Source organism: Streptomyces sp. NPDC002088 (genome assembly GCF_040296605.1).
Taxonomy (GTDB): Bacteria; Actinomycetota; Actinomycetes; order Streptomycetales; family Streptomycetaceae; genus Streptomyces.
The window spans coordinates 95,080-116,615 of sequence record NZ_JBEOXO010000005.1 but is presented as its reverse complement, the minus strand read 5'-3'; the positions used below and the strand labels follow the sequence as shown (position 1 = coordinate 116,615).

24 protein-coding genes are annotated in these 21,536 nt (G+C 67.7%); 12 read left to right on the top strand and 12 right to left on the bottom strand.

Translation table 11 applies throughout. The features are described 5' to 3' along the window. Nucleotides 1-22: 22 nt before the first annotated feature. The 7 genes from ABT114_RS12660 to ABT114_RS12630 are packed head-to-tail and all read left to right on the top strand — an operon-like array spanning nucleotide 23 to nucleotide 11,296. Nucleotides 23-334: a hypothetical protein gene (locus tag ABT114_RS12660; RefSeq protein ID WP_351141595.1), complete on the top strand. Its 312-nt coding sequence runs from the start codon at nucleotides 23-25 to the stop codon at nucleotides 332-334. Continuing rightward, nucleotides 335-4,981: a hypothetical protein gene (locus ABT114_RS12655; protein ID WP_351141593.1), complete on the top strand. Its 4,647-nt coding sequence runs from the start codon at nucleotides 335-337 to the stop codon at nucleotides 4,979-4,981. After that, nucleotides 4,981-6,651, top strand: coding sequence for a hypothetical protein (locus tag ABT114_RS12650; RefSeq protein WP_351141591.1), 1,671 nt, complete (start codon nucleotides 4,981-4,983; stop codon nucleotides 6,649-6,651). Before ABT114_RS12655 ends, ABT114_RS12650 begins: the two co-directional genes overlap by 1 nt. Nucleotides 6,652-6,655: 4 nt before the next feature. Beyond that, nucleotides 6,656-9,526, top strand: a complete 2,871-nt coding sequence (locus tag ABT114_RS12645; protein WP_351141589.1) for a fibronectin type III domain-containing protein — start codon at nucleotides 6,656-6,658, stop codon at nucleotides 9,524-9,526. Nucleotides 9,527-9,534: 8 nt separating this feature from the next. Continuing rightward, nucleotides 9,535-10,035 (top strand): hypothetical protein, encoded by a 501-nt coding sequence (locus ABT114_RS12640; protein WP_351141586.1) that lies wholly within the window; start codon nucleotides 9,535-9,537, stop codon nucleotides 10,033-10,035. After that, the gene (locus ABT114_RS12635) at nucleotides 10,028-11,035 is read left to right on the top strand and encodes a hypothetical protein (RefSeq protein WP_351141584.1); all 1,008 of its coding nucleotides are present in this window, start codon (nucleotides 10,028-10,030) and stop codon (nucleotides 11,033-11,035) included. The genes ABT114_RS12640 and ABT114_RS12635 overlap by 8 nt, the downstream gene beginning before the upstream one ends. A gap of 39 nt (nucleotides 11,036-11,074) precedes the next feature. Further along, entirely contained in the window at nucleotides 11,075-11,296 is a 222-nt protein-coding gene (locus ABT114_RS12630; RefSeq protein ID WP_351141582.1) for a hypothetical protein, read from the top strand. Here the strand turns inward: ABT114_RS12630 and ABT114_RS12625 are convergent. The 12 genes from ABT114_RS12625 to ABT114_RS12570 all read right to left on the bottom strand — a co-directional run bounded on the left by ABT114_RS12625 (nucleotide 11,293) and on the right by ABT114_RS12570 (nucleotide 18,058). Beyond that, the gene (locus ABT114_RS12625) at nucleotides 11,293-11,511 is read right to left on the bottom strand and encodes a hypothetical protein (RefSeq protein ID WP_351141580.1); all 219 of its coding nucleotides are present in this window, start codon (nucleotides 11,509-11,511) and stop codon (nucleotides 11,293-11,295) included. The two genes, ABT114_RS12630 and ABT114_RS12625, sit on opposite strands and share 4 nt — an antisense overlap. 214 nt (nucleotides 11,512-11,725) lie before the next feature. Continuing rightward, the gene (locus ABT114_RS12620; protein WP_351141578.1) at nucleotides 11,726-12,031 is read right to left on the bottom strand and encodes a hypothetical protein; all 306 of its coding nucleotides are present in this window, start codon (nucleotides 12,029-12,031) and stop codon (nucleotides 11,726-11,728) included. Beyond that, on the bottom strand, nucleotides 12,028-12,657 hold the full coding sequence (locus tag ABT114_RS12615; RefSeq protein WP_351141576.1) for a glycosyltransferase family 2 protein: 630 nt from the start codon (nucleotides 12,655-12,657) through the stop codon (nucleotides 12,028-12,030). Before ABT114_RS12615 ends, ABT114_RS12620 begins: the two co-directional genes overlap by 4 nt. Next, nucleotides 12,641-13,507 carry an NAD-dependent epimerase/dehydratase family protein gene (locus tag ABT114_RS12610; RefSeq protein WP_351141574.1) on the bottom strand — a complete coding sequence of 289 codons (867 nt, stop codon included), beginning with the start codon at nucleotides 13,505-13,507 and terminating at the stop codon, nucleotides 12,641-12,643. The genes ABT114_RS12615 and ABT114_RS12610 overlap by 17 nt, the downstream gene beginning before the upstream one ends. Further along, entirely contained in the window at nucleotides 13,492-14,145 is a 654-nt protein-coding gene (locus tag ABT114_RS12605; protein WP_351141573.1) for a methyltransferase domain-containing protein, read from the bottom strand. Before ABT114_RS12605 ends, ABT114_RS12610 begins: the two co-directional genes overlap by 16 nt. Next, nucleotides 14,138-14,836 (bottom strand): hypothetical protein, encoded by a 699-nt coding sequence (locus ABT114_RS12600; RefSeq protein ID WP_351141571.1) that lies wholly within the window; start codon nucleotides 14,834-14,836, stop codon nucleotides 14,138-14,140. Before ABT114_RS12600 ends, ABT114_RS12605 begins: the two co-directional genes overlap by 8 nt. Next, nucleotides 14,833-15,870, bottom strand: coding sequence for a dTDP-glucose 4,6-dehydratase (locus ABT114_RS12595; RefSeq protein ID WP_351141569.1), 1,038 nt, complete (start codon nucleotides 15,868-15,870; stop codon nucleotides 14,833-14,835). The genes ABT114_RS12600 and ABT114_RS12595 overlap by 4 nt, the downstream gene beginning before the upstream one ends. After that, entirely contained in the window at nucleotides 15,867-16,847 is a 981-nt protein-coding gene (locus tag ABT114_RS12590; RefSeq protein ID WP_351141567.1) for a glycosyltransferase family 4 protein, read from the bottom strand. Before ABT114_RS12590 ends, ABT114_RS12595 begins: the two co-directional genes overlap by 4 nt. Then, nucleotides 16,844-16,996, bottom strand: coding sequence for a hypothetical protein (locus ABT114_RS12585; RefSeq protein WP_351141565.1), 153 nt, complete (start codon nucleotides 16,994-16,996; stop codon nucleotides 16,844-16,846). Before ABT114_RS12585 ends, ABT114_RS12590 begins: the two co-directional genes overlap by 4 nt. Continuing rightward, the gene (locus ABT114_RS12580; RefSeq protein ID WP_351141563.1) at nucleotides 16,993-17,280 is read right to left on the bottom strand and encodes a hypothetical protein; all 288 of its coding nucleotides are present in this window, start codon (nucleotides 17,278-17,280) and stop codon (nucleotides 16,993-16,995) included. Before ABT114_RS12580 ends, ABT114_RS12585 begins: the two co-directional genes overlap by 4 nt. Then, nucleotides 17,277-17,618, bottom strand: a complete 342-nt coding sequence (locus tag ABT114_RS12575; RefSeq protein ID WP_351141561.1) for a hypothetical protein — start codon at nucleotides 17,616-17,618, stop codon at nucleotides 17,277-17,279. The genes ABT114_RS12580 and ABT114_RS12575 overlap by 4 nt, the downstream gene beginning before the upstream one ends. Continuing rightward, nucleotides 17,615-18,058, bottom strand: a complete 444-nt coding sequence (locus ABT114_RS12570; RefSeq protein ID WP_351141559.1) for a helix-turn-helix domain-containing protein — start codon at nucleotides 18,056-18,058, stop codon at nucleotides 17,615-17,617. The genes ABT114_RS12575 and ABT114_RS12570 overlap by 4 nt, the downstream gene beginning before the upstream one ends. A 175-nt stretch (nucleotides 18,059-18,233) precedes the next feature. Here ABT114_RS12570 and ABT114_RS12565 point away from each other — a divergent pair, with 175 nt between their 5' ends. Genes ABT114_RS12565 through ABT114_RS12545 form a run of 5 tightly spaced genes read left to right on the top strand, consistent with a single transcriptional unit; the run spans nucleotide 18,234 to nucleotide 21,157 of the window. Continuing rightward, nucleotides 18,234-19,028 (top strand): hypothetical protein, encoded by a 795-nt coding sequence (locus ABT114_RS12565; protein WP_351141557.1) that lies wholly within the window; start codon nucleotides 18,234-18,236, stop codon nucleotides 19,026-19,028. 17 nt (nucleotides 19,029-19,045) lie between these two features. Beyond that, nucleotides 19,046-19,834 carry a peptidoglycan-binding protein gene (locus tag ABT114_RS12560; RefSeq protein WP_351141555.1) on the top strand — a complete coding sequence of 263 codons (789 nt, stop codon included), beginning with the start codon at nucleotides 19,046-19,048 and terminating at the stop codon, nucleotides 19,832-19,834. Nucleotides 19,835-19,856: 22 nt separating this feature from the next. Continuing rightward, nucleotides 19,857-20,183, top strand: coding sequence for a hypothetical protein (locus tag ABT114_RS12555; protein WP_351141553.1), 327 nt, complete (start codon nucleotides 19,857-19,859; stop codon nucleotides 20,181-20,183). 15 nt (nucleotides 20,184-20,198) lie between these two features. After that, nucleotides 20,199-20,495, top strand: a complete 297-nt coding sequence (locus tag ABT114_RS12550; protein ID WP_351141551.1) for a hypothetical protein — start codon at nucleotides 20,199-20,201, stop codon at nucleotides 20,493-20,495. Then, entirely contained in the window at nucleotides 20,492-21,157 is a 666-nt protein-coding gene (locus tag ABT114_RS12545) for a collagen-like domain-containing protein (RefSeq protein ID WP_351141549.1), read from the top strand. The genes ABT114_RS12550 and ABT114_RS12545 overlap by 4 nt, the downstream gene beginning before the upstream one ends. Nucleotides 21,158-21,536 lie beyond the last annotated feature (379 nt).

Genomic DNA, 21,536 nt, shown 5'->3' with positions numbered 1-21,536 from the left:
CAGGGCCCGGCTGGAGCAAGTCATGTGGATCCTCGACCACGTCGAGGATCTCGACGCCGACTTCCTTGCGATCTACCACCTCGACCTTGAGCACGTCGAGATCAGCAGCCGCCGCTACTTCGCCCTCGCACACCGCCTGCCCGCCTACCAAGGAGTGATGGCGGCCCGCATCGAAGAGGAACGCGAGGCACGCGAACCAACCCAGCGCACCACCCCAACCCGCACGCAGAACAGCGCCCCGCCACCACGGCAGAGCGCAGGCGAGACCGAGGTTTCGCTGACCCAGTTCCGGGCCCAGTTCCCGGGGCTCGTGAGCGTGGCACAGGGAGGGTAGATGGCCGGGAGCTTTCGCATCGCCGAGGGGTACGTCGAGGTCACGGCCGACGAGTCCGCCTACGACCGGGCGATGGACCGGCTGAAGTCCAAGCGGAACACCGTCGGCCTCCAGCTGAAGCTCGAAGACCGCGAAGCCATCGCCCAACTGGAACGGTTCTCCCGCGAGCGCTCCCTCAAGGTCAAAGTCAACCTCGACCAGACCGCCCTATCCCGCCTGCGGATGCAAGACCTCACGGTCAACCTCATCCCCAAACTGCAGGACGCCGCACTCCGCCGAGCACAGGTCCAACTCGACCGGCTCACCGCAGACCGCGTCGTCAACATCCGCGCGTCCGCTGACACCCGCGTCGCTGCAGCCGAGATCCGCAACCTGACCCAGCGCCGGCAGGTCCGTATCGGTATCGACGTCGATACCCGCGTCGCCGCCGACTCTCTTGCCGCCCTCACCCGCCGTCGGCAGATGACCGTGCAGGCGGACGCGGACACCGGCGCGGCCGCTGCTCAGATCGCGGTGCTGACCCGCAGGCGGGATGTCGACGTCCGCCTGAACGTGAACAGGTCCAGCCTCGCGGTGCTGTCGCGGATCGGCGGTGGTGGCGGTGGTGGGGTCGGCATGATGTCGTCGACGATCGCCCGGCTCGCCGCGGTCATCGTCGGCGCGCTACCCACGATGGCCTCACTCGGCCAGTCCCTGGCAGCGATGGGCCCGGCCGCAGCGGTGGCCGTTCCGGCCGTGTTGTCGCTGGCGACGGCGTTCGCCGCGATCAAGGTCGGCATGTCCGGTGTCGGCGCCGCGTTCAAGGCCGCGTTCGCACCGGCCACCAAGAGCGCGGGCGCAGCCACGTCGTCGGTGCGGCAGGTCGAGAACGCCGAACGCAGCCTGGCGAAGGCCCAGCAGGCGGTGAAAGACGCCGAGGTCAACGCCGCCCAGGCACGGGTGAAGGCCGCCCGGGACATCAAGGACGCCCAACTCGACCTCAAGAACACCATCGAGGACGTAGCGGACGCCAACCGGCGGGCCGCACAGCAGGTCGCCACCGCCGAACGGGACCTCGCCGACGCCCAGCGCGACGCCCGCAAAGCGCAAGAAGACCTCAACAGCGCCCGCAAGGAAGCAGCCCAGGAACTCGAAGACCTCAACAGCCGACTCGTCGACGCACAGCTCGACCAGCGGCAAGCCGTCCTCGACCTGCAAGACGCCGAGCAGGAACTCGCCGCAGTCAAAGCCAAGGGCGCCGCCGCGTCGAAGGAAGACCTCGACAAGGCACAGCTCGCCTACGACAAGGCCGTCCAAGGGCTGAAAGAGCAGACCACCGAGACACAGCGGCTGCAGACGGAGACGGACGCGGCGAACGCGGCCGGCGTCGAGGGCTCCGAGACGGTGGTGAAGGCGCAGGAGGATATTGCCAACGCGAAGCAGGCGGTCACCGACAAGACCAGCGCGCTCGCGGACGCGGAGTTGGAGGCGTCGCGGTCGCAGGAGGACGGGGCGCAGCGTGTTGCCCGCGCGCAGCGGGATGTTGCGGACGCGCAGGCCGCGGCGGTGGAGGCGGCGAAGGACGGCGCCCGCTCGATCGCGGACGCGCAGGATGCTGTCGCTCAGGCGGCGCAGGCTCTTGCCGACGCGCAGACGAAGGCGTCGTCGGGGACGAACGCGCTCGGCGACGCGATGGCCAAACTCGCCCCGAACGCGCGGGCATTCGTCAACGCGGTCATCGCGCAGGGCGCTGCCTGGCGGGCGCTGAAACTCGACGTCCAGCAGCGCCTCTTCCAGGGGCTTGGGCAGACGTTCACCACCATGTCGGTGGCGGTCCTGCCGTCCGTCCGGGACGGCCTCGTCGGCATGGCCGGCGTCCTCAACTCGATGGCGACCAACGCCATGCGGGCGACGACCGAGCTGGCTAAGACGGGCACGCTCCGGCAGATGTTCGACGGGCTCACCGCGGGGATGAAGCCGCTGTCCAAGCTGCCCGGGCAGATCATCACCGGGCTTGCCCAGATCAGCGTGGCCGCGTCTCCGGCGTTCGCGCGGCTGACGACTGCGGCCGGTGAGGCTGCGACCCGGATCTCGGAGAAGCTGAGCGCGGCGTTCAAGTCGGGTGCGCTTGAGGACACGATCAACGGCGCAGTCGAGATCGCCAAGCAGTTCGGCCAGCTGCTCGGGGATATTTTCGGCACGCTCGGCAACATCATGGGTGCCGCGGCGGCGGGCGGCGGGAACGCGCTGGGTGCGCTCAGCAGCGTGTTCGCTGAGCTGCGGCGGATCACGGCCATGCCGGAGGTACAGAAGGCCCTCACAACGATCTTCCAGGCGGTCAACGCCATCGCGAAACTCTTCGCGACCACGCTCGGCGCGGTGATCCAGGCGCTGCTTCCGCTGCTGGAGGCACTCGCCCCGGTGATCACGGACCTCGCGACAAAGTTCGGCCCGGTCCTCGCCGAGCTGGCGGAGACGCTGGGCAAGGCGCTGGCGCCGATCATCGACGCGCTGCTGCCCATCGTCGGCGACATCGGCGACATCCTGGTGGGCGTCGTAACCGGGCTGCTCCCGCTGCTCCAGCCACTGGGCGAGCTGATCGGCACGCTGCTGTCGGCGTGGGCTCCGATGCTGTCGGCGCTCGGGGATGCGCTGGTGCCGTTGATTGCGGCGCTGGCTCAGGGGCTGGTGCCGGTGGTGGCGGCGCTGGTGCCGATCGTGCAGATGGCCAGCCAGTTCCTGGCGGCGATGGCGCCGATCCTCCCGCAACTGGTCACGGCGATCCTGCCTTTGATCCCGCCGCTGTCGCAGTTGGCGGTGGCACTGCTGAATCTGGCGTTGCAGGTGATCACCCCGCTCATGCCGCTGATCACCGGGTTGGCGTCGTTGCTGGCGACGGTCCTCGCGGGCGCGATCGGCATCCTCGTCCCGGTGATCACCACGGTGATCGGCTGGCTGACCGCGCTCGCGGACGCTGCGGCGCAGGTCGTGGGCTGGATCGTCGACGGGTTCACGTGGCTGTACGACGTGCTGGTCGGCCACTCGATCATCCCCGACTTGGTCAACGCGATCATCGGCTGGTTCACCAGCTTGTGGACGAAGACGAAGGAAATCTTCAACACGCTGAAGACCTGGCTGGTCACCACGTGGAACAGCATCTGGACCAGCGTCCGCAGCCGATGGGATTCCTTCTGGACCGGGCTGCGAACCGCCATCACCAACGCGTGGACCAACTTCAAAACGCAGGTGTCGAACCTGAAGACGTCGATCACGAACACCTGGTCGTCGATGTGGACGACCGTGACGTCGAAGGTCACGAGCGTGTTCTCGACGATCGGCGGGAAGATCACCGCGTTCAAGACGTCCATGCAGAACGCGTTCTCGCTGCTGAAAAGCGGGATCGGCACCGTCTGGGACGGCGTGAAATCGAAGGTCTCGGCGCCCATCAAGTGGGTCGTCGACCACGTCTACAACAACGGCATCCGCAAAATGTGGAACACCATCGCCGGAAAGATCAGCAGCAAACTGACCCTGCCCGCGATCCCGTTGGGTTTCAACACCGGCGGCGTCGTCCCCGGCACCGGATCCGGCGACATCGTCCCCGCCATGCTCGAACCCAACGAGCGCGTCCTCTCCAGGAAGCAGGTCGCCCACCTCGGCGGCCACCGCGCCATCGACGCCATGCTCGGCCAGGACAGGCCGACCAAGACCGGGGGCAACCCGAGCAGGCAGGAAGAGAAGCAGCGCTACCAGGGCGGCACCCAGCACTTCGCGTCCGGCGGCATCGTCGGCACCGTCACCGGGGCCCTCGGCAGCGCCGTCTCCGGCGTCTCCAACTGGGCGAAGGACATCGTCGTCGGCGGACTGAAAGCAGCAGCACAGAAGGCCATCTCGTCGCTGGTGCGGCCGCTCATCAACTCGATCCCCTCAGGCGGCGTCGGCTCCCTGATGAAGGGCCTGTCGAACAAGGCGCTCGACGGAATCCTCGGCTTCCTCGGCACCGAGGACAAGAAGGCCAACGGCGGCCCGGCCGTGCAAAAGGCCCTCTCGTGGGTAAAGACGCAGAACGGCAAGGCCTACCAATGGGCAGGCAACGGCAACCCGAGCTGGGACTGCAGCGGACTGATGTCCGCGATCGAATCCGTGATCCGCGGCGAGAACCCGCACCGTAGGTGGGCGACCGGATCGTTCGTGGGGAACTCCGGTCCGGCCGGCTGGGTGCGGAACCTGAACTCCCCGTTCATGATCGGCGTCACCAACAGCGGCGTCGGCCACACCGCGGGCACCCTCGCCGGCGTCAACGTCGAGTCCCGCGGCGGGGATGGCGTCATCGTTGGCAAGGGCGCCCGCTCCTACAAGGACAGCCTGTTCACGTCGAGGTGGGGCTTCGCGCCGGCCGCGAAGTACGACTCGGGCGGCTTGCTCCAGCCCGGCGCGACGATGGCGGTGAACGCGACCGGCCGCCCGGAGCGGATCCTCACGCCCGAGCAGAACGCCGTGTTCGAGCAGCTCGTCAACGGCGCGGCCGGCGGCAGCGTGACGATCGAGAACATCACCGTGTCGGGAACCTTCGACTTCTCCACACCGGCCGCCCGCCGTGCTGCCGCGCAGGCCTTGGTCAAGGAGATGAAGGAAGCCATTCGCCAGGACGACAGGAGCCGCATCTGATGGCCGCATATGGATGGGGCGACGTCACGCTCGGGCGGATCCCGCTGCGGGAGACGTTCGCGGTGAGCGAGTCCGGCGGTGGCGACCGTGGCCTCGACTTGGAAGGGCAGGAGTCGTATCCGCCGCTGACCCGCGCGCAGGTCATCGCCCGCCATGACGGGATCAACGCGCTCATTGCAGGTCAGGTCATTCCGGTCACGTTCACGGACAAGCCGGAACGGTCCGGCTACTACACGGTGAAGTCCGCCAGCTCGACGTACACCGAGTACCGCACCGACATGGCGACCGCGGACTGGAAGGTCAGCCTCGACCGGGTCGGCTCCGACGCGGAGACCGACCTCCAGAGCAGGCTGACGGGCGCGGTCCGTCTCAACGACTTCGCGCTGACCGGGGAGCGCTGGCACGCGCCGCCGATCGGCCACTACGGCTACTACACCGGGTCCACCAACGCGACCACGATGACCCGCACCGGCGCCGACGGGGCGATCACCGTGTACCGCGGCGTCCCGGCGAACGTCTCCCCGCGCTGGGGATGCGCGCCGACCTCCTACCTGACCGGCCGCGTCAGGCTGACCACCACCGGGTCGCAGGAGGTGTACGGCGTCGATGTTCCCCTCGCCGCAACCGGCTGGGCCCTGTCCAACGGCCTCGTCAACGTCAGCCCCGGTGCCAGCGCCACTCTCGACGTGCAGGCCTACACCGGCAGCGCCTGGCACTCCAAGCTGTGGAACGTCTCCGTCGCGGGTTCGGCATCGTCGATCACCACGTGGGACGGGGCGACGCTACTCCGCAACGACCCCGAAATGGTGATCCTCCGCCTCACCAAGGGCCTGTCACCCGGGCGCGCCACCCTCGACCTCACCCTGCGCCGCGGCTCCCGCACCGTTGAGGGCTATCTGCAGACCGGCACCTCTGCCACCCTCGCCGCTTACCGCAGCACGCTGGAGACCAACACATCCTTCGCCGCGTCCGGATACGTCACCGCCACCTACGACGACGGCGACAGCAACCGGTTCGCCATCGGTTCCGCCCGCTCCTTCACCGCCCACACCAACGGCGGCATCATCAAGTCCAGCGCCACGAGCATGGACTTCTGGATCGGCGTCGTCGCAAGCCAGACCTACCTCAGCAGCAACCCCGACGCAGAGATCGATCTGACGGGATGGACCGGCCAGGCGTGCAGCATCGCCCGCCAGGCCACACCGGGCAGCCCCCCGTTTCCCGGCGCCTGGTCGATCAAGGCGACACCGGATGGCGTGTCCTCGTCCAACAGCATCGCCGAAAGCCCCCACAGCGCAGTGGGCAGTATCGCGCCGGGCGCGTCATACACGTGCTCGTACTGGATATATTCGCCTGCTGGCTGGTCCGACTTCCGTGCATCCATCGACTGGTACGACGCCTCCGACGTGTTCCTTTCCACCTCGTCATCGTCCGCGCAGGTCATCCCGGCCGGGCAGTGGACGTATGTGTCGAACACGGCTGCCGCCCCTGCGAACGCGTCGAGAGCGGCGGGGAGGGCTCGGCAAGGAGTCACTCCCGCCGCCAGCGACGTGTGGTACGGCGACCAGATCGTGCTGCGCGCCGCCACACCGTCCGGCGACGCGGCCACGGATCTACGGAACATGTACATCGCGGCAATGCCGGAAGCCGTCTACGGAGTTCGGAGGTAGGCGGATGAGTGTCCAGGAAGTTCTCAAGGCGCTCGGCTCGTGGGAGATCAAGCTCCTCCCGGGGACGCCCCGCGACGTCCTCGATGCGCTCGACTACTTTGGGCATGTCGCGATCGTGCCCGGGCGGCTCGACCCGCTGCAGTACGGCGACAACCTGCTGACGACCGCCCGCTACGTGGGCGTCGTCCGGACGAAGACGATCGGTGACGACGGCCGCACCAACGCCCCCCAAGACGATCTGTCCGTCGGCGGCGTCGGGATGGCGTTCTGGCTCGGCGACGAAGACGGCAAAGGCGACGTCTATGAAAACGCCGTCGAACCCGCCAGCGCCTCGTTCGCGACCACCATCAACATGCTGCTACCCGCCAGCGGCGCAGTCACCGCAGGCACCATCTACACCGTCTCCGGCCAGTACACCGGCCACCACCAGTACGAGTCGCCCCGCTCCGCCATCGGCTACGTCTGCGACACCATGTCCACCACGTCGGTGCCCGTCTCCTGGCGCATCAACGGCAACGCCACCCTCGACGCCGGCCCCGACTCCAACCTGTTCGTCACGAACCCCACGTGCGTCATCACCACCAAAGCCGCCGGCGAGGACATGGCGCTGCGGGCCCTGCCAGGCAGCGTGGACGTCACCCGCGATGTCGAGGACTACAGCACGCGCGTCGTCCTCCTCGCCGAGGGGGAGGGTTCCAGCATCGCCACCGGGTCGGCGGACATCTCCCCGGCGACGCCGTATAAGGATCTTCACGGCAACGCGCTCAAGCTGACCCGGCTCGTCAGCGAGTCGGACACGGCGACCGCGAACGCGGCCACCCGCGCCCAGCTGGCGCTCTCGCAGTTCACGTCGACCCGCAACGCGCTGACGTTGAGCACGGCCGACTACGACGTCCACGGCAGCTTCCAGGTCGGCGACCGAGTGTGGGTGTACGACCCGGACTCCGGCCTCGTCGACACGACCACCGAGATCACGTTCCGCGGCCTGCGGATCAACCCGATCAAGCTGCAGGTCACCGAAACCCAGTGGGCTGTCACCGACGGATACACGGTTGCCTACCGCACCGCGACCGGAACGTGGATCAACCTCACCGACTACGTCGAGTTCGAGACCGACGGCACGTCCACCGTGACCGTCGGGGACTTCTCCCGCCAGCTCACCAGCGCCGGCACCGAGCCGGTCGGGAGCCGCCCCAACGCGGATACGTCCACGCCTGGCCAGCCCACGTTCGTCACGCCGTTCACAGGCACGGCCTATCTCGACAACAGGGGGTTCACCCGCGCCCGGGTAATCCTCAACTGGAACGCCCCGAACAACATCGACGGGTCCACGGTCCTCGACGGCGACCACTACGAGATCCGCTACGCCGTCGACACCGACATGATCTACCCGGCGACGTGGGCGGCCGTGTCTCAGGTCCGCTGGCAGGATCTCCAGATCTGGGCGCAGCCGTTCGCCGCACCGAACGGCAAGTGGCAGACGATGGTCGTCAACTGGGACACCACCACCGCCCAACTGCAGGACCTCTCCCCGGGTGTCGGGTACGACATCCAGATCCGGGCCGTCGACAAGACCGGCAACACCGGCGCCTGGTCGCCGACGACGACGTTCGTCGCCTCCTCGGACAACCTCCCCCCGTCAACGCCTGCCGCGCCGTCGGTGGCCGCGTCGCGGATCGCCGTGCAGGTGACGCACACGCTGGGCAAGAGCTCGGGCGGTACGTACAACCTCGAATCGGATCTCCACCATCTGGAGATCCACGTCAGCTACGAGCCCGGCTTCACCCCGTCCGAGACCACGCTGAAGGCGAAGGTGTCGGCGACGGCGGGGATGATCCAGGCGCAGATCCCTGTCGTTGCGACCGTGCAGATCGAGGAGACGTCAGCCCGGTACGTCCGCGTCGTAGCGGTCGATCAGACCGGCAACAAGTCCGGGCCCAGCGACGCGGCCTCGTCCACTGCGCTCCTGATCGACGACGCCCACATCAGCGACCTCACCGTGTCGAAGGTGACAGCGGGGACGATCAACGCGGACTGGATCGTCGGCGCCCGCATCAAAACCGCCGACACTGGACCCCGCGTCGAACTCAACTCGGCGGGCATGCAGGCCTACGACGCGGCCGGTACGCAGACGGTGAACATCGCGGCAGCCGACGGATCCGTCTCCATCATCGGCCAGCTGAAATCCGGCACCGCTGGCAAGCGCATCGAGATCAACCCCACCGGCGCCTTCCTCCCGGAGATCCGCTGGTACGCCAACACGGGCACGGATTTCGGCTACATCAACGCCTTCTCTACCGGTACCGATATCAGTCTCGGCATGAACTCGTCCGCCTACGACAACGGGTCCGGCACGCAGGTCATTTCACGTGCATTCCTCACCACGACGGCCGGGGCGCGCCTGGAGGTCGTGAACGCGGGTACGCAGGCCGTCAACGGCGGATTCGTGTACGGGCTCACCGGGTCCATGATGGCTGGCTACACGGTGGGAAGTGCCGAAGGGGGAGGCTTCTACGCCGACGCGACGCACGGAAAGGTGGGGTGGAACAGGAACGATGCCACCAACGGCAACTATCTGGACTTCACCAGCGGCCGGACACGGCACCTCGGCCGGTGGGCGAACTACACCTCGGTCGACTCCAACGAGGGCATATTCACCGGCACCGTGACGGTGACGACCGTGACCTCGGCGTCCTTCACCTACGGGCCGACGATGGACACCTCGATGGTCCCCATCATCACCATGCGCGCCACGAATTTCGGCACCGCAACCCCCACCGTCTATGGCGTGAGCGCGTCCACAACCACCGGATTCACCGTCGCCTGGAACAACAGCCAGACCATGAACGTGAGTTTCTGGTGCTACCGAGTCTGAGGAACCACATGGCAGAGAAATGGACCGTCCAGGAAGTACGGGCCCGGCAAGTCGACGGGACGCCCTGCTGGCAGGTCCGCGTGCTGCGCGCCGACGGGCAGCCCCACGTCCACGTCATGCCGCAGGACGTACTGGAGTGGCGGGCCGCCGAATACGGCATCGACCCGACCGACACCGACACCCTGCTGGAAATCGTCCTGCACGAACCGCACATGGCGCTCACGGAGGAGACCGAGGACGAACCGGCACGGTACGCCGCCGGGCCTGCGCTGTGGGAGGCCGACAGTACGGCCACCGCCCGCACGGCTCACCTCGACCGGGTGAAGGCGTGCCCGGTGCGGATCACGGTCCGCGGGCAGGCGGCGCTCGCTCCGGTGCGGGCTGGTCACAAGCCTGACTTGCAGCGGGTTCGCGCGATGCGTGAGGCCGTCGATACCCAGCGCTGGGCCGCTCTGTACGGCGGTCTGCCTGTCCAACCGATCACTGCCGAGGAGGCTCTCCGTGCCTGATCCGTCCACCACCAGGCTGGCCCTGTACAAGTCCAAGTCGGACGGGTCCGAGCTCGTCAACTACACGACCGACATAGGTCAAAACCTCGACAAGATCGACGCAGCGGTCGGGTTCGCATCGTGCACGTCGTCGACGCGCCCGTCGTCGCCGTACAGCGGTAAGGCGATCATGGAGACCGACACCGCCTACCGCAGCTACTTCTCCAACGGCACCGCGCCCGCGTCGGCATCGTGGGTGGAGATCCCCAACAGCTCGGGGATCTACGGCGGCAACCTCGTCATGGCGCTGGGCAAACAACTCAACATCGGCAGCAGCGGATCCACAGCCGCCTACGCCATCCGACTCTCCGACCCCGTCAACGACTACGTCATCAGCAGCCGCGTCGTCGGCGACACCGCATCCCGCGCCACCCTCCGAGCCGACGGCCAACTCGGCTGGGGCTCTGGTACCGCCAGCACCGACGTATTCCTCGCCCGCAGCGGCACCGGGACTCTCACCCTCACCGGCAACCTCACCGTCACCGGCATCGGCCAGGTGCAGTACATCGCCAAGACCGCAGACGAAACCGTCACCAGCTCAACGACCCTGCAGAACGACGACCATCTCGTGCTGCCCGTCGTCGCCAACGCCGTCTACACCTTCGTCCTCGACCTCTACATGACCGAGTCCACCGACTACGTCGGCGACTTCAAAATGTCGTTCACCTGCCCGACCGGCGCCACCTTCGACATGCACGGCGCAGGCGCGCACGCCACCGACCTCATCTCCCCCAACACCAACTCCAACGGCGAATGGATCGGCAAACTCGCCACCACCTCCGCCGGAGCAACCCTCGGCTTCGGTGTGGGCAACGTCCTCACCGCAGCCCGCGTGTACGGCCGCCTCGTCATGAGCAGCACGGCCGGAAACTTCCAGCTCCAGTGGGCACAGAACGCATCGGACTCGACCGGCACCACCCTCAAAGCCGGGTCAATCATGACCATGACCCGGGTCGCTTAGAGCACAGCCCTGCAACTCGAACACTCGAAGGGAACCGCAATGGCGATCAACACACACATGGGCGAATACCCGATCTACGCGTTTACCGTCACAGGTCCGAGCGGCACCAAGGGCATCTTGGTGGCAGCCCCGCCCGGGGAATTCCTCAACGACACGGACATGGACGACCTCATGGCCGACTTCAAGACCATGCTGCTGGCGCGCTCGGACGTCACGTCCGCGCCAGCCACGAAGTACGACGAATCGCACATGAACTTCTAGCCTCGCCCCTCGTCGTTCGGGTACGGCGGCTGCGCGGCCAGATCTGGGCCGCCAGCCGCGGGCTGCTGCGGGGACAGTTGCTGCTCCAACTCACCCACCCGCCGCTCCAGTCCGGCGACCTGCGCGCGAAGGAGGACGTTCTCGTCGGCGAGCTTGCCGTGCGACTCGCGGAACGCCGCGAGCGCGTCATCGATGCTGATCTGCTGCTGGGCCATCGGGAGGCTCCTATCGGTTGAGGGCGTCACGCCAGGTGACGCTGTCGGGGTGCTGACTGGCGGCTACAGCTGCGGTGAGCGCGGCAAGGAAGTGCGCGGCCGCCATGAGGGCTTCGTGGATGGCGGGGGGTGAGATCGCCGTCGCCTGCTTGGGAACGCTGGTAGTCGCTGGCGGCGAGACGCTCCTCGCCCTCGCTGAAGTGTTCCGGGCCGGTCACGTCGCCGTCTTCCCGAGCATGCGGGTGTCGCGGCAGCAGCACCAGCCGTCCATCATCACGCCGCCGCCCTGGTAGCCGTCCTCGAACTCGCCAACGCAGGACCCGCAGCAGAACCCGCGATGATGCTCGGACGTGCAGTAGTAGTCGTCCCAGTCGCCGCGCTTGCCGAGCTGTTCGCCGAAACGCGCGAACCACCGGATCTGGGTGCGGGGCCCGAAGCGTGCGACAACGTCCGGGATCTGCCCGTTGATTGGCGGGTGCTCCGGCTCGTAGTCGGGGTCTTCGAGAGGCGGGGTGGTCATGCCCGCCTCCCTGCTGCGTCGCCGCGCCCCGGGATCCCAGAGCTGTTCGCGCCATGATGAACCCAGGCCCACGTGCGGCGCGGAATGTGGATCATCTTCGCCCCGGACTGCGCACACCCCACAGTGAAGAACCAGTCCTCACCACCCCGGTGCCCACCGATCTCCGCCCCTTCGGGCGGGTCGAAGAACCCGACGCGCTTCGCCAACTCGGTGCGCACAAGGGTGGTGATGGTGGTCTGGTGCGGGTGCTGCGGGTCGAACTGCTTCCCGAAGTGTCCGAGCGGATCGTTCGCAGGCCAGGGCTTCCCGTCGGGGAAGTGGACCATGTAGTAACTGAATACATAAGAGGCGTTGAAGATCTTCGCCCCGGCCGCCAGCACTCGCAGGTGCTCGGGGTAGAACCAGTCATCGCTGTCGAGGAACGCGACCCACTCGGTCTTGACCGCGTCGAGTGCCCGCTGCCGGGTCAATGCCGCGCCGTCGCCGTTCTCGTCGATGGCGATGCTGATGTTGGCGGCAGGGAGAAGCTGCGCCTTCACCGACTGGACGGCGCGGTCGAGCATGCCGTTCTCCACCCGGGCGACGTGCGCCGGAATGCAGACGGTGATCTCAAGCTGCGATGGCACGACGCACCCCCTCCTCCAAGCTGACCTTGACCTCGTAGAAGCCCTGCATCCGCGCCGGATCACACACCCGCGTATGCACCCCCTGCGGCGCCCCGGCCTCGTACCGCAACTCGGGTCGATACCCCGCCTCCGCCGCCATCAGAAGAGCCAGCTCATCGAACGACGTCGCCCGTCCGGTGCCGAGGTTCACCGGCCCGGTCACGCCCTCGTCCAGCCCGGCGAGGACCGCGCCCACCAGATCGTCGATGTGGATCCAGTCCCGGCACGACGACCCGTCACCCCAGATCGTGAACGGATCCTCCCGCCGGCGGGCTCGGGCTGCGAACGCGGGGAACGGGTAGCAGTCGGCCTGATCCTCGCCGTACCCGGAGAACGGGCGGGGGATGAGGATCTGGCAGCCTTCCGCCTCCGCGTGCCGGGCCAGCCGCTCGCCGGTCAGTTTGGCCCAGCCGTAGGTGGCGTCTGGCAGTCCCGGGTAGTTGAGGTCGACGAATGACTCGGTGAGCGCCCAGTGCGCGGTCTCCGTCTGAAGGTCCACCGGGTATGCGGCCGAGCTGGAGAAGTACACCGCGCGCGGCACCCGCGCCTTCACCAGCCACCGCATGTACCAGCTGTCCAGCGCCAAGTTCGTGGCCACACCCAACGGTGAGCCGTCGATGGACACCCGGCCGCCAACGATCGCCGCACAGTGGACTGCGAGGTCGAATCGAGCAGTCTCGCCCCGGAAGAAGTCGAGGGCATCGCAGCCGTCGGCAAGGTCGATGCCGGTGACGTCCCAGCCGCGCTCGTCCATGGCGGAATGGAGGTGCCAGCCGACGAAACCGCGGTGGCCAGTCAGGAGGACACGCACGGCGCAGCCTCCTTCTGCTCGGCGAGGATGATCTGGAACTGCCCGACGGTCTCGTGCCGGAGGATCGTGAATCCGCCCTGCTCGATGAGCGCCCGGTAGCCGGGCTGATCCCAAGCCCATGCATGGCACTCGTCGTGTGATTCCAGAGTCTCGTTCCACGGTGACGAGGCGACGAGGTAGCGGGAGTGGGTGCCGATCCAGCGGACGGCGGCGTGCGGGTCAGCGAGGTGTTCCAGGACCTCGGTGGTGACGGTCGTCAGTCCGAGGATTGCGTCGCCCTGGTCGGCGCCGAACACGTCGAGGGATTCGGCGTGGACGCCACGCTGGTCCCATCCGGCCCGATTGGAGGGCTGGAAGTCGTAGCCCCAGGCGTAGACGCGGCCGGGGTCGTCGAGGAGAGAGAGGAGGCCGCCGTCGCCGCAGCCGAGGTCGGAAACAGGGTGGGGGACGCAGTTGCGGCTGCCGGGGCAGTCGCGGATGTGCTGGATGACGGCGCGCCTCACGTACTCGGCGGCCTTGTAGAGGCGCGGCTGGTGGACGGCCTGTTCGAGGTGCGGTGCGCGTTCGCGGTGCGCGTGGAACGCGGCGGTGGACACACGGGGTGTCTCACCCTCGGGAAAGAGACGGTACTCAGCCACGCTCGTACTCCTTGATCTGCTGCACCCAGCGCGGCAACTCGTGCTCCCGCCACTGCCCGAACACGGCCCGGTCCGCATCCGACAGGGCGTCCGCGTTGCACTCCTGATAGCCCGCATCCCAGTCCGCGCGACCCGCAATCGGGTGCAGGTGCTCGACTACCACGTCCGGCAGGTAGCTGATCGCGTCCAGCGCCCGGCCGAGCGCCAGCCACGCGTTGTCGAGCCAGAGATGCAGCGCGCCCGCCGGCACCATTTGCCCGGTCGCGAGGATGATGTCCGACGTCATCGCCACCTGCGTCGGCAACGCGGCCTGCTGGATCAGGTCGTTGCCGTACACCAGACCGGTCCCGAGCCGCTCCAGCTCCGCGAGATACCGGCCGTCCCAGCCGACCGTCCGCGGCAGATGATCGTCGCCCATGAACCCCACCGCCCGCGCCCTGGCGGCCCACTTCGGGGCCGCCGCATTCAGCGTCGGCCCAAGCCGCAGCCGCGGCCCGATCCCCATCCGGAACATCGGCTCCTCGGACAGTCGATCGGCCAGCTGCTGGTAGGCGGGCAACTCGGGATCGTCGTTGTCGACGAGCGCGACCAGCCGCGTCTCGAACTCGCACGTGTCGACGAACGCTTGCCACAGCCGGGCGAGGTTCTCCGGACGACCGCGGGTGGGGACGAGGATGGTGAGCTCAGTCATGCGTTCACCGCCGCGTCCAGGCCCAGCCACTCCGGGTGTCGAAGCGTCCAGTCCACGGTCCGCTTGAGCGACGTCTCCAACGCGAGCGGCGCCGTCCAGCCAGCCGCAGCAAGCTTGCCGCCATCAAGGGCGTACCTGAGATCGTGTCCAGGCCGGCTCGAATGGAAGTCGACCAAGTTCAGCTCCGGAACGGACAGGCCCGCGGCCGAGGCGAGGAGGTGCACCATCTCGATGTTGGTTACCTCGCGTTCGCCGACGATGTGGAACCGGGACGGGCGGTCATAGCCGTCGGCATACTGCTGCGGCCGGTGGTTACGGGCCAGCCACAGCCACGCATCCGCGAGGTTCCGGGCGTGCAGGTAGAACCGGGAACCGGGCCGCCCGTCAGGCGCAACGTGCACGGTCGGAGCCTCACCACGAAGGAGCGCGCGGAGGGTCTTGGGGACAAACTTCTCCGGGTCCTGTGCCTCGCCGAGAATGTTCATGGTGTTGGTGACGACGACCGGAACCCCGTAGGTCCGCCAGTAGGTGAAGCAGATCGCCTCCTGCGCCGCCTTGCTCGCGCTGTACGGATTGGACGGCATGATCGGATCCCACTCACGGTGCGCGTAACCGTCCGGCGCAGGCCCGTACACCTCATCCGTCGACATTTGCAGGACCAGCTCGGGCCGGACCTGGCGGGCGTAGTCGAGGACATTCGTCATCAGCCGCACGTTGTTCTCGACGAACGGACCAGGCTGCTCGATACTGCGGTCCACGTGCGACTCCGCCGCCACATTGAACACGTAGTCGACCCGACCGAACGTCGCCGCCGTGACCGGATCGATCGGCGCAGACAGATCGCAGTACACGACATCCACTCGCTCCCACCACTCGGGATGGTCGGCGACCGCGGACGCGATCCGGGCCGGCACGCCCTTGTGCCGGAACGTGACCGGCGCGCTGATGGTCCAGTCGGTGTTGGTGAGGAGGTGGCGTAGGACGTGGGAGCCGACGAATCCTGCGGCGCCGGTCAGGAGGACGTGTTTGGTCATCCGAGGATCGCTTTCTCCCAGAGTGGCGCAGTGCGGGTGATGGTGTACTGCCTGGCTTGTTCGCGGGCCGCTGCCCCCATCTCGGCTCGCATGGCCGGGTCTTCGGTGAGAGTTCGCAGGTGGCGCGCCCATTCGTGGTCCCGCCGCACGAGCAGGCCAGTGACGCCGTGCTGGATGTAGTCCTCGTAGGGGCGGACAGCGGACGCGACGACGGGGATACCGAGAGCTCCGGCCTCCAGGGCTTTCAGAGCGCTCTTCGACTGGTTGAAGACGTGCGGGCGGAGCGGGGCGACCCCGATGTGGTAGTCGATCGTGCGGAGGAAGTCCTCGACGTCGGCTACCCATGGGGTGAAGCGGGCGCGCGGGGCTTTGAGGCGGGCGGCGTAGTTGTTGCCGATGCAGTGGAGTTCGGTGTGGGGGTTGCGTTGGAGGAAGCGGCGTATCTGCTGGTCGGCTTGGTCCCAGTCCATGTCGTGGGTTGCGGATCCGCCCCAGCCGATGGTGAGGGTGTCGTCGTCGCGCTGTGGGGGCTGGCGGTCTGTCAGCCAGTCGGGGACGGCGTTGGGGACGAGGTGCACGTTGGGGTTCCACTGGCTGACGAGGTCGGCGAGTGGCTGGGTGGTGACGGTGACCGCGGTGGCGACTTCGATGTTGCGGCGGATGTTGTCGCGGACGTCTGCGCGTGCGTAGTAGGCGTGGGCTTTGATGCTGCGGTGGTCGACGTTGAACAGGTCGTCGTCGATCTCGTAGACGAGGTGGCGGCCCTCTTTGGCGAGGTCTTGCCAGTTCTGGGTGGGGCGGGGGTCGCAGACTCGCTGCCCGATGATGGTCACGTCCGGGTTGCGGCGGATGGCTTCGGGCATGCGGGTGCTGTGGCTGGTCGTGTGGCCGAGAGCGTCGAGGCCTTGCATCGGGAGTTCGATGCGGTAGTAGCCGCAGCCTGCATTGTCGGCAGCCCAGCCGAAGATCTCTGTCACGGAGCTGTGCCCTTGTTCTTGTCGCGCGTGCAGTGCTTGCAGGCGGCGGTCTGGTGCTTGGCTTTGGCGACATCGCGGATGGCCGTGACGATGCTGTTGGCGAGGAGTAGCGCGGCGATGATCGCTGTGATGGCGATGGGCGTGTTCACGGCGTCTCCCGGCGTGCGGCGTTGTAGGCCTTGTGCAGGTCCTCGCTGTCGGCGGTGAAGGTGTGCCCGCAGGGCCGGAAGCCGAAGGCGACGCGGTCTTCGAGGAAGTGGGCGGGGTGGTCACTGTTGACGACGAGTTCCGTCGGCTGGCTTCCGCAGGTGGGGCACGGGGCGAGCGGCGGCAGGAGGACGCGCAGGCCGAGGAGTGCTGCGGTCTCACGTAGATGGACGGCAGTGACGATGGGTTGGAGCTGCTCGCGGTCGAGCGGGGTGGGCTCGGTCACGGCTGCTCTCCGAGGTCGCCATCGGCGGCGATGACGACGCGGCGGGCGATCAGGGTGAGGGTGACGGTGACCAATTCGTCGCCGAGTTGGATGTCACCGATCTGCACTGGGGCGTCCTTGGGCGTGTAGACGGGGACGCCGTTGATGCGGACTTCGCGGGGGACGATGATGCTGCCTGCGCCGTCGTCGGTGGGCTGGTAGTCGGGTGCGATCAGTTCGATGACCGAGGCGCGCGGCTTGGGGCGTTCAGGCGTGTCGTGTGGGCAGCGGGTGGGGTTGCCCCAGCCGTCGGTGTGGGTGTCGCCGCCGCACTCGGGGCGGGCGCAGGGGGCACTCACGACTCGCCCCGCACCCGCACGCACAGCACTCGCGCCACGGACGCGAAGAACACCCGCTGTTCCTGCTCGTAGAAATTGAGCCAGCCGCGCTCATCCGTCTCGACCCGGTCCGCGGCAACCCGCTCCACAGTGCCGCCGTCGAACCGGACCTCAAAGACCTGCACCCCGCCGAGTGACCGGGGCTGGGCGCTGAGGAGTTCGCGCGGCGTGGTCTGGAGTGCTTCGGCGAGGGCGTACAGGTCATCAACGTTGATGCGGCGCTTGCCGTTCTCGATGCTCCAGGTGGCCATGTCGCCGAGGGGAACGCCTGCCTTGGTGACCCGTTCGGCAAGGGCGGTCTGCGAGAGGCCCAGGTTCTTACGTAGGCGGCGCACGTTGGCGCTGACGGTGGCTTCGGGCGTTGCTCCTGTCGGGGCGGCCGCCACCTGTGGCTCGGTCATGGGCGTGACTCCTGCGGGTTGTTTGCGGGTTGTGGTGGCAGGGGTCAACCCGCAAAGGAACTCCCCTGCCACCGGCCCCTGAGCCAGGGCTGACGGAATCGTAGCCTACGATTCATAGGTCAATGCGGTATCACAGACTACGATTCCAAGGGCAGCTAGCTGTGGGAGGACTCGCATGACCGTACGACCAGTACTCGGCCGCCACGTCGAACACGACCCCCGCAGCCTGAACTTCGCGCACGGCGTCCTGCCGAAGACCGCGATCAAGTCCGTCGACTGGACGAGGCGCGCGCCGATCTTCGACCAACAGTCACTCGGAAGCTGCACCGGCAACGCAGGCGCCGGACTCGTCGGCACCGACTTCCTCGGCCGCACCGGCCTCACCTCGGTCACGATCAACGGCGAAGTCCTCCCCGTCGACGAAGACTTCGCAGTTCGCGTGTACTCGCTGGCCACCGAGCTCGACGAATTCGACGGCGCCTACCCGCCCGACGACACCGGCTCCTCCGGCCTCGGCGCCGCCAAGGCCCTGAAGAAGCTCGGGCTCGCCAGCAGCTACACGCACGCGTTCAGCCTCGCCGCCCTCAAGTCCGCGCTCCAGACCGGGCCCGTCATGGTCGGCACCATCTGGCTGGAGTCGATGTTCGAACCGACAGCAGCGGGCAACATCACCGTCGCCCGGGACTCCGCAGTAGCGGGCGGCCACGAATACGTGCTATCCGCCTACGACGCCGGCGCCCGCCAGTTCCGCGCCGATAACAGCTGGGGCGAGTCCTGGGGCGTGCGCGGCTCGGCCTGGATCGCCGAGGCGGACATGCAGTGGCTGCTCTCGCAGCAGGGCGACGTCACCGTCCCCGTCTGGACGGTCGCCCCCACCCCTCCTCCGTCGCCCACTCCTGCTGCGGATCCTCGCCTGGTTCAGGTCGTGGCTCTGATGCAGGCGTGGGCGCACGACAACAACATCAGCTGAGCGAAGGGACTCTGACCATGAAGCTCGTCACACGAGCCCAGCTCGGCTGGCCCGCGTCGGCCGCACCGACGCAGACGTCCACGAAGGGCGTGAAGGTCCACTACGAGGGCACCGCGGTCAGCACCAAGCTGCTCACCGACCACGCCGCATGCCTCGCCGAGTGGCAGGCGATACGCAAGTCGCACCTGGCGAACGTCAAAGAGAACTACTCCGACATCGCCTACAACTACGGCGCCTGCCCCCACGGCTACCTCCTCGAAGGCCGCGGCATCGGCAAGCGCACCGGCGCCAACGGCAACCAGGAACTCAACCGGGCGCACTACGCGATCGTCGGCCTCGTCGGCAGCGAAGGCCTCACCGAACCGAACGACGCCATGCTCGGCGCGATCCGCGACGGCATCGAACTGCTCCGCCAGCACGGCGCCGGCAGTGAGATCAAGGGCCACAGGGACGGCTACGCGACCGCCTGCCCGGGCGGCCCGCTGTACGCGTGGGTTCAGAAGGGCGCTCCGCGGCCGGCAGGGACGGTCACTGAGACGTCTCCGACCAAGCCGGCCTACGAGCCGTTCCCGGGTGCTTCGTTCTTCAAGGCGGGCCGCCGCTCGCCGATCATCGCGGCGATGCGCAAGCGGCTCGTCGCCGTCGGCTGCGGCCGCTACAAGTCCAACGCGAACGCCAACGTGTGGGGATCCGGCGACGTCGCCTCCTACGCGGCGTGGCAGCGCCATCTCGGCTACACCGGCGCCGACGCCAACGGCATCCCCGGTCCCACCAGTTGGTCGAAGCTCAAGGTCCCCAACGTCTGATCCTCCCGAAGGAGAGCCCGCAATGACCGTCAACCTCGACGCCGCCTACTGGATCGGCCTCGTCATCTCCATCGTCCTGCCCGTCCTCGTCGGCCTGGTCACCACCAGAGTCACCCACGCCGGCATCAAGGCCACCCTGCTGCTCGCCCTGTCCACGGCGAACGGGTTCCTGGTGGAGTACGCCGGCCCGCACGGCGACGACTACAGCGTGCAGACCGCCGCCGTCCTCGCCCTCGTCTCGTTCGCGGTGGGCGTGCTCTCGCACTTCGGGCTGCTGAAGCCGACGGGGGTTGCGGGGAAGGCGCAGCACTCGCTGGTCAAGTCCGGCTCGCACGCCGCAGGCGTCTGAACAAGGAGATAGCTCGTGCCGGATGAGCCGACGCTGGGTGAAGTCGTCCGACGGTTCGACGAGAGGTTCGCCGACGTCCGCGACGACATCCAGCAGCTCGGCCGCCGACTCGACGAGAAAGTCGACCAGAAGCTCTACGACCTGCGGCACGAAGCACTGGCCGCGCGCGTGGCAACTCTGGAGACGCTACGGGAGAAGGACACCGAGAAAATCGTCGCCACCAGAAGGTGGCTGATCGGCGCGGTCATCGTCCCGCTGGTCGGGATCCTTCTGCCAGTGATCATACTGCTGACGCAGGGATCCGGGTCGTGAGCAGGGTGCAGATCAGAGCAGAGGAGCGGCGGTGGCGCCGCGGGGACGTCCTGGTGGTGACAGCAGCGCTGCTCTTCGGTACGGCGCTGGCATGGATTCTGCTGAGCGTGCAAAGCCTGAACCACGACCTGGAGACGTCGAATCAGGCGAGGGACGCTCTCGCCCGCCAGGTGCAGGGGCTCGGCGGGACACCGGTCGCTGGGCCCCCTGGTAGCCGCGGGGAGCCGGGCGAGTCGGTAACCGGGCCGCCTGGCACGCAGGGCGAGACGGGGCCGTCCGGGCCGCCGGGACCGTCCGGGTCGTCAGGGACCAACGGCAAGGACGGAGCGGCCGGTGAGACGGGCGCACCCGGAACCCCGGGACAGGACGGCGCGCCCGGAGCCGACTCGACTGTCCCCGGACCGCAAGGCCCCCAGGGCGAGACGGGACCCGCCGGCCCGCAGGGCGAGCAAGGGGAGCAGGGCCCGAAGGGCGACACCGGCGAACAAGGCCCGGCAGGTCCGTCCTGCCCAGACGGCTACTCCCTCCAGGCGCCCGTCTACGACCCGGACGCGCTCGTCTGCCGCCGCGACACGGCGCCTACCGACGACAAGCCCGGGAACGGCAACGGCAACGGCTCCCTGGCAATGGCCCTTGACCCTCAGCGCAGGCAGTACTCGTAGGGGGCGCGATGTACCTCAAACAGCCGACAAAACCTGATCTGACCTGCGAAAATAGGACCATACATGCTGACCCCCGCGACGGCGGCAACCGTCCGGGGGCGTGGCCGACCTGAATGGGAGATCGACGTGAGCAAGCCTAGTTGTGCCGTGACAGAGTGCGAGCGCCCTGCCCGATGCAAAGGCTGGTGCGCCATGCACTACGCCAGGTGGAAGACGACTGGCGACCCGGAGAAAACCTTGCGCGTCAGGAACACGTGCACCATCGATGGATGCGATAGGCCATGCAAGGGGAACGGCTTCTGCGGTCTCCACTACCAGCGCAACTGGACCTACGGCGATCCGCTGGCAACGAAGATGCTTCCGATCGAGGAGAGGTTCC